The 6,639-nt window shown below is 58.8% G+C and carries 7 protein-coding genes; 5 read left to right on the top strand and 2 right to left on the bottom strand.

Annotation, left to right across the window (positions count from 1 at the left end; translation table 11 throughout):
• A partial coding sequence (locus tag RI563_RS11145) for a glycine--tRNA ligase subunit beta (protein WP_310694460.1) occupies positions 1-578 on the bottom strand: 578 nt, incomplete at its 3' end.
• Positions 575-1,477, bottom strand: coding sequence for a glycine--tRNA ligase subunit alpha (gene glyQ / locus RI563_RS11140; protein ID WP_317622886.1), 903 nt, complete (start codon positions 1,475-1,477; stop codon positions 575-577). The genes glyQ and RI563_RS11145, both read right to left, overlap by 4 nt.
• 216 nt (positions 1,478-1,693) lie before the next feature.
• On the opposite strand from glyQ, the gene RI563_RS11135 reads away from it, so the two are divergent.
• The 5 genes from RI563_RS11135 (at position 1,694) to glnA (ending at position 6,626) form a co-directional block, all read left to right on the top strand.
• On the top strand, positions 1,694-2,275 hold the full coding sequence (locus RI563_RS11135) for a hypothetical protein (RefSeq protein ID WP_310694458.1): 582 nt from the start codon (positions 1,694-1,696) through the stop codon (positions 2,273-2,275).
• Positions 2,276-2,559: 284 nt separating this feature from the next.
• Complete coding sequence (locus RI563_RS11130; RefSeq protein WP_310694457.1) at positions 2,560-3,603, top strand: tRNA (5-methylaminomethyl-2-thiouridylate)-methyltransferase; 1,044 nt, start codon at positions 2,560-2,562, stop codon at positions 3,601-3,603.
• Positions 3,591-3,836 carry a sulfurtransferase TusA family protein gene (locus tag RI563_RS11125; protein WP_317622885.1) on the top strand — a complete coding sequence of 82 codons (246 nt, stop codon included), beginning with the start codon at positions 3,591-3,593 and terminating at the stop codon, positions 3,834-3,836. Before RI563_RS11130 ends, RI563_RS11125 begins: the two co-directional genes overlap by 13 nt.
• Complete coding sequence (locus tag RI563_RS11120; RefSeq protein WP_310694455.1) at positions 3,823-5,007, top strand: cation diffusion facilitator family transporter; 1,185 nt, start codon at positions 3,823-3,825, stop codon at positions 5,005-5,007. The genes RI563_RS11125 and RI563_RS11120 overlap by 14 nt, the downstream gene beginning before the upstream one ends.
• 212 nt (positions 5,008-5,219) lie before the next feature.
• Positions 5,220-6,626 (top strand): glutamate--ammonia ligase, encoded by a 1,407-nt coding sequence (glnA, locus tag RI563_RS11115; RefSeq protein ID WP_310694454.1) that lies wholly within the window; start codon positions 5,220-5,222, stop codon positions 6,624-6,626.
• The last annotated feature ends 13 nt before the right edge of the window (positions 6,627-6,639 follow it).

The following is a 6,639-nucleotide window of genomic DNA, read 5'->3' as shown; positions in this document are numbered from 1 at the left end:
TGATGGAAGCGGTGACCACGGGTTTCGCGGCCGCTTTTGACACTGAGGATCTCGGCGTCGATCACCTCGTCGCCAAACAGCAACACCACCCAGTGAACCGGGCGCACGAACCAGGCGTCCAGATCGCCCCAGCGCATGCGCTTGGGGATCGGCAGTTTATCCAGCGCCTGACGGACAATGTCGGGGATGAAACGGGCGCTCGGTTCACCGGGCCGGGTGGCGCGATAAACCAGTCGGGTACCCTTGTCCGTTTCCTCGCTTTGCAGCTCTTCAACACTGACGCCGCACTTGCGGGCAAAGCCCTGGGCGGCTTTGGTCGGTTGGCCTTCATCATCGAAGGCGGCGGACAGCGGCGGACCGTGTTGCTCGATGGTACGGTCCGCCGTGACGGTCGGTAGGTCTTTGATCAACAAGGCCAGCCTGCGGGGCGTGGCATACTGATGGATGTCAGGGCTGTCCAGATGATTCTCCAGCAGTCCGTGACGCACGCCCTCTTCAAACGCATTGCAAAGGGTTTGCAGTGCTCTGGGCGGCAACTCCTCGGTGCCAATTTCGATTAAAAGATCCGCCTGGCTCATTGATCGGCCTCCTTGCACATCGGAAAGCCAAGCGATTCGCGTGCCGCGTAATAGGCCTCGGCCACGGCGCGGGAGAGGTTGCGTACCCGCAGGATATAACGCTGGCGTTCGGTCACCGAGATGGCATGGCGTGCGTCGAGCAGATTGAAACTGTGCGAGGCCTTGAGCACCTGTTCGTAGGCCGGCAGCGGCAGTTGCGCTTCGATCAGTTGCTGACTCATTTTCTCGGCCTGATCGAACTGATGGAACAGATCGTCCACATCGGCGTGTTCGAAATTATAGGTGGACTGCTCCACCTCATTTTGATGAAACACGTCGCCGTAGGTCACCTTGCCGCGCGGGCCGTCGGTCCAGATCAGATCGAACACGCTTTCCACGCCCTGCAGGTACATGGCGATGCGCTCCAGCCCGTAGGTGATTTCGCCGGTGACCGGTTTGCAGTCCAGACCCCCCACCTGCTGGAAATAGGTGAACTGGCTCACCTCCATACCGTTGAGCCACACCTCCCAGCCCAGCCCCCAGGCGCCGAGGGTCGGCGATTCCCAGTTGTCTTCGACGAAACGGATATCGTGGACCAGCGGATCGAGCCCGAGCATTTCCAGTGAGCCCAGATACAGTTCCTGAATATCCAGCGGTGAGGGTTTGATCACCACCTGGAACTGGTAGTAATGCTGCAGGCGATTGGGGTTCTCGCCATAACGGCCATCGGTGGGTCGGCGCGAGGGCTGTACATAGGCGGCGGCCCAGGGTTCGGGGCCGATGGCGCGAATGAAGGTGGCGGTATGAAAGGTGCCTGCGCCCACTTCCATGTCATAGGGTTGCAGGACGATGCAGCCCTGTTCGGCCCAGTAGCGTTGCAGGGCAAAGATCAGCCCCTGAAACGTGCGGGCCTCGGCGATATGGCGCGATTTGCTCAAGCTGATACCTTTATATATGTGGGTCAGGGCGAAAAGAGCGCACATTATAGCCGCGCCACTGCCCCGTGATAACCATATGCGATACGGTTTTTTGGATTTGGCAAGTCAGGGTGCCATCCGGTGGCAGGGCAAAAGCTTCAAGTTGGCGGCAAAAAGGTCGATGATTTAATTAAAGAGGCAGCCGATCAGGAGGGTGTTGTGGTGGAGAACGAGAACGGTCAACTATCCCAGTGGCACAGTCTGGTCAGCGATGCCGAGCAACAGGCCGGCATTCAACTGGAACCGGATCTTGAAAGCTATCTGGTCTTTACCCTGATGCGGTACCTCAGCCGGTCGGAGATGACCCAACGGGTTATGGCCCTGGACTATCTCCAGGCGGCACTCAGTCAGGGTCGCGAACAGCAGCACCAGCTGCGGGACGTGGGCGATCAATGCCTGCTTTATTGTGGGCTGTTTCCGCGTCGCGCTGAACGTCGCCGGGTCCGGGTCAGCTATTACGTGGATCTGGGTCGCAGTGCCTACCGGCACCTGGGCGACAGCCGCGATCCCCTCTCAACCCTGTACGCCGAACTGGCCCTGACCTTTGTTATGGCCATGGATGTGCTGCAGGCGATCCGCAATATGCGCCAGGAACAGATGCTGGATCCGCTCAACAATCTTGAACTGTGGCAGGACACCGGATCCGCCATGGCGCGCCAGGCCCTGGAGCAGGTGACCGATGCCACGCCTCAGGCCGATCCCGAAGCCCGCAAACGTGGAGGAAATGGCCGGTTACACTGAAAATTCTTATATTCATTAAAGGATCCGCAAATAAACGCCAATTAACGCAAAGAAGATCATTTAAAGCAGTTCTTTCCCTCTCCCCGGAGCGCTTTGATCCGGTACGTTTTATCAGGCCATATCTCTGGTCACGTTACACTGCTGAACCAATATTCTGTGAGGAGATAATGAATTATTCGTGTTCATTAGCGTTTATTTGCGGATAATTCGATTTTTTCTCTATCGGGCCGATTTCTGCTATCCTTCCCCTCCCCTGACCAACCCCGAAACACCGGTAAAGTCCCATGTCCGAACAACGTAAAGCTGTCGCCCTGATTTCAGGCGGTCTTGATTCCCTGCTGGCCGCACGGGTTTTGCAGGAGCAGGGCGTGCACGTGGAGGGGATCAATTTTTTCACCGGGTTTTGCGTCGAGGGCCATACGCATGCGATCCGCAAGCAGGATAAGGACAAGCCCAAACGCAACAATGCCCTGTGGGTGGCTGAACAGCTGGGTATCAAGCTGCATATTGTTGATGTGATCGAGGAGTACAAGGATGTACTGCTGAACCCGAAGCACGGTTATGGCCAGAACATGAATCCCTGTCTCGATTGCAAGGGCTTCATGGTGCGCAAGGCGCACGAATGGATCGAAGCCAACGGGTTTGATTTTATCGTTACCGGTGAAGTGATAGGCCAGCGGCCCATGTCCCAGCGCAAGGAGACCATGCCGGTGATCCAGCGTGAGTCCGGGGCGGGCGATCGACTGTTGCGTCCGCTGTGCGCGAAGAACCTGCCGGCAACGTTGCCCGAGCGCGAAGGCTGGGTAGATCGCGAGCGGCTCTATGATTTCAGCGGCCGCTCCCGCAAACCGCAGATGGCGCTGGCCAATCAGTTCGGCTTCACCGATTACGCCCAGCCGGCCGGCGGGTGCTGCTTTCTCACCGACAAGAGCTATTCCGACAAACTGGTGGATATGTGGCAACATCGCCCCGGCCGGGATTATCAGCTGGATGACATTATGCTGCTCAAGGTGGGTCGCCATCTGCGTCCGGCACCCAACTACAAGGTGATCATTGGCCGCGAGGAAGGTGAGAACAAATTCCTCGAAGGCTATCGCAACCAGTTTGTCCATTTGCGCATCGCCAGTCATAAGGGGCCGCTGGCCCTGATCGATGGCGAGATCAGCGAGGCTGACGTGGAAATCGCCGCCCGGGTCGCCGCCCGCTTCAGCCAGGGGCGCGACGCCGAGGCGGTCGACGTGGAAGTGAGCTACACTGACGGCCAGCAGAAGACGCTGCAAGTGGCCCCGATGCAGCTGGACGCGATTCCACAAGAATGGTATTTGTGAGTACTCACCAACTCGATGCGCGCCGGCTGCTCTGTCCCATGCCGGTAATCCGGGTCCAGGATGCGATCGCGGCCCTGACTCCCGGCGAGGTGCTGGAGGTGACCTGCACCGATCCGGGTGCGTTGAATGATGTCCCTGCCTGGTGCCGGATCAACGGCCATCGAATTCTGGCGACAGTGCAACAGGATGAAGAGATTGTGATTCGAATCGAGGTCGGCGATGGCAACGATTGAACAGGACCAGGCTCCCGTCATCACCCACGCCGAGCGGGACGATCGCACTCGCCAGATTACCCGTGTCACCCTGGTCGGCGCCCTGGTGGATCTGGTTCTCGGCGTGCTCAAGGTCGTGGTCGGCTGGCTGGCCCAGTCCCAGGCGCTGATCGCGGACGGGGTGCACTCCTTTTCCGATCTGGCGACCGATGCGGTAGTGATTTACGCCGCCCGCCACTCCAGCCGGGAGGCGGACGCCGAGCATCCCTACGGCCACGGACGCTTCGAGACCATGGCGACGGTGGGGCTGGGCATCGCCCTGATGGCGGTGGCCGTCGGCATCAGTATTGATGCCGTGATCCGCCTGTTTAACCCGGATAAATTGCTGCATCCGAGCTTCTGGGCGCTGATCGTGGCGGGCGTATCGATCCTGGGCAAGGAGGCGATCTACCACTACAGCATGGTGATCGCCCGCAAATACAAGTCCCACATGCTCAAGGCCAATGCCTGGCACAGCCGATCCGACGCGATCTCCTCCCTGATCGTGTTGCTCGGGGTCGCCGGCAGCATGGCCGGCCTCGAGTACCTCGATGCCATTGCCGCCATCGGCGTCGCCGGCATGATTGCCAAGATCGGCTGGGATCTCTCCGCGCACAGCGTCAAAGAGCTGGTGGACACCGCGCTGGATCCGGAACGCCAGGAGATCATTCGTCAGGCGATCCTCGAGGTCGACGGGGTCGAGGCACTGCACATTCTGCGTAGCCGGCGCAGTGGTGCCGAAGCGCTGGTGGACGTGCACATTCAGGTGGATCCCTATCTGAGCGTCTCCGAAGCCCATTATGTCAGTGAGCGGGTGCGCAAGAAGGTGATCAGTGACGTGGAAGAGGTCAATGACGTCACGGTGCACATCGATCCGGAAAATGACGAAAGAGTGCCGCTGAATCTGAATCTGCCCAACCGCAGCAATTTACTCGCACGGCTCGAAAAGGCCTGGAGTGAGATTGAAGAATCCCGCCGGATTGCCCACACTACCCTGCACTACCTGGAGGGCGGTATTCAGGTGGAGCTGATCCTGCCGATCGACCTGGCCCTGGAGCGGGACCAGAATCAGCGCGAAGCTTTGCGCCAGCGTTTTGCCCGTGCGGCCCGGGAGGTGGACGGCGTGCAATCGGTCAGGCTGCTGTACCGGTAGAGCACCAAAATAGTGCGAAAACCGGGTTTTATGCACTAGTTTAGTGCTTACAATGCACCGTGATCTGCACAGAGTGGATATAACCCTTGCAGAATCAGCCTGTTACGGTGTGGCATGGTTCGTGCACTTAATCGGGCAACAGATTTTGGACTGCGCCAACGACAGCGCAATTCTGGATAACACTGAATTTTGAGATAACCGGAGAACCCTAAATGTCTGACAACGTCATGAAGATGATTAAAGATAACGGCGTCAAGTTCATTGACTTCCGTTTCACCGATACCCGCGGCAAAGAGCAGCACGTTTCCGTGCCGGCCCACGCCGAGGATGAAGACCTGTTTACCGAAGGCAAGATGTTCGACGGTTCGTCCATCTCCGGCTGGAAAGGCATTAACGAATCGGACATGATCCTGATGCCCGACGCCGACAGCGCCTTCCTGGACCCTTTCTCCGAAGAGCCGAGCGTGAACCTGACCTGCGATATCCTGGAGCCGGCTACCGGCCAGGGCTACGAGCGCGATCCCCGCTCCATCGCCAAGCGTGGTGAAGCCTATCTGCAGTCCACCGGTATTGCCGATACCGCCCTGTTCGGTCCCGAACCCGAGTTCTTCGTCCTGGACGACGTTCGCTGGGGCGCCGATATGAGCGGTGCTTTCTACAAAGTGGATTCCGAAGAAGCCGAGTGGAACTCCGAACGCGTTTATACCGACGGCAACATCGGTCACCGCCCGGGCATGAAAGGGGGTTACTTCCCCGTGCCGCCGGTCGATTCCCTGAACGATCTGCGTGCCGCCATGTGCCTGGCACTCGAAGAGGTGGGCGTACCGGTCGAAGTGCACCATCACGAAGTTGCTACCGCCGGCCAGTGTGAAATCGGCACCAAGTTCAGCACCCTGGTGGAGCGGGCCGACTGGAACCAGCGTATGAAATACGTGATCCACAATGTCGCGCACATCTATGGCAAGACCGCCACCTTCATGCCCAAGCCGCTGGTCGGCGATAACGGCAGCGGCATGCACGTGCATCAGTCACTGATGAAAGACGGCCAGAACCTGTTCTCCGGTAACGAGTACGGCGGCCTGTCCGAAACCGCGCTGTACTATATCGGCGGGATCATCAAGCATGCGCGCGCATTGAATGCCTTTACCAATGCTTCGACCAACTCCTACAAGCGTCTGGTGCCGGGCTTCGAAGCGCCGGTCATGCTGGCCTACTCGGCCCGTAACCGTTCGGCCTCGATTCGTATCCCGTACGTGGCCAATCCGAAAGGCCGCCGCATCGAGGTGCGTTTCCCGGATCCGACCGCCAACCCGTACCTGGCCTTCACCGCCATGATGATGGCCGGTCTGGACGGTATCCAGAACAAGATCCACCCGGGCGATGCCATGGACAAGGATCTCTACGACCTGCCGGCCGAAGAAGCGGCCAGCATCCCGACCGTGTGCCACTCCTTCGACCAGGCGCTGGATGCACTGAGCGAAGATCGGGCCTTCCTGACCCAGGGTGGTGTGTTCACCGATGATGTTATCGATGCCTACATCAAGCTGAAGATGGAAGAAGTTACCCGCTTCCGCATGACCACCCATCCGGTCGAGTTCGACATGTACTACAGCCTGTAAGCGCTATCTCAGG

The sequence above is a fragment of the Thiohalophilus sp. genome (assembly GCF_031581315.1).
Classification (GTDB): Bacteria; Pseudomonadota; Gammaproteobacteria; order UBA6429; family Thiohalophilaceae; genus Thiohalophilus.
Note: the sequence above shows the minus strand (reverse complement) of the source record. Positions and strands in the feature narration are given on the sequence as shown.

Excerpts from the sequence above, each read along its gene's own strand:
- RI563_RS11125 (WP_317622885.1), top strand. The coding sequence starts at position 3,591 with ATGGTATTTGTGAGTACTCACCAACTCGATGCGCGCCGGCTGCTCTGT.
- glnA (WP_310694454.1), top strand. The coding sequence starts at position 5,220 with ATGTCTGACAACGTCATGAAGATGATTAAAGATAACGGCGTCAAGTTC.
- RI563_RS11130 (WP_310694457.1), top strand. The coding sequence starts at position 2,560 with ATGTCCGAACAACGTAAAGCTGTCGCCCTGATTTCAGGCGGTCTTGAT.
- RI563_RS11120 (WP_310694455.1), top strand. The coding sequence starts at position 3,823 with ATGGCAACGATTGAACAGGACCAGGCTCCCGTCATCACCCACGCCGAG.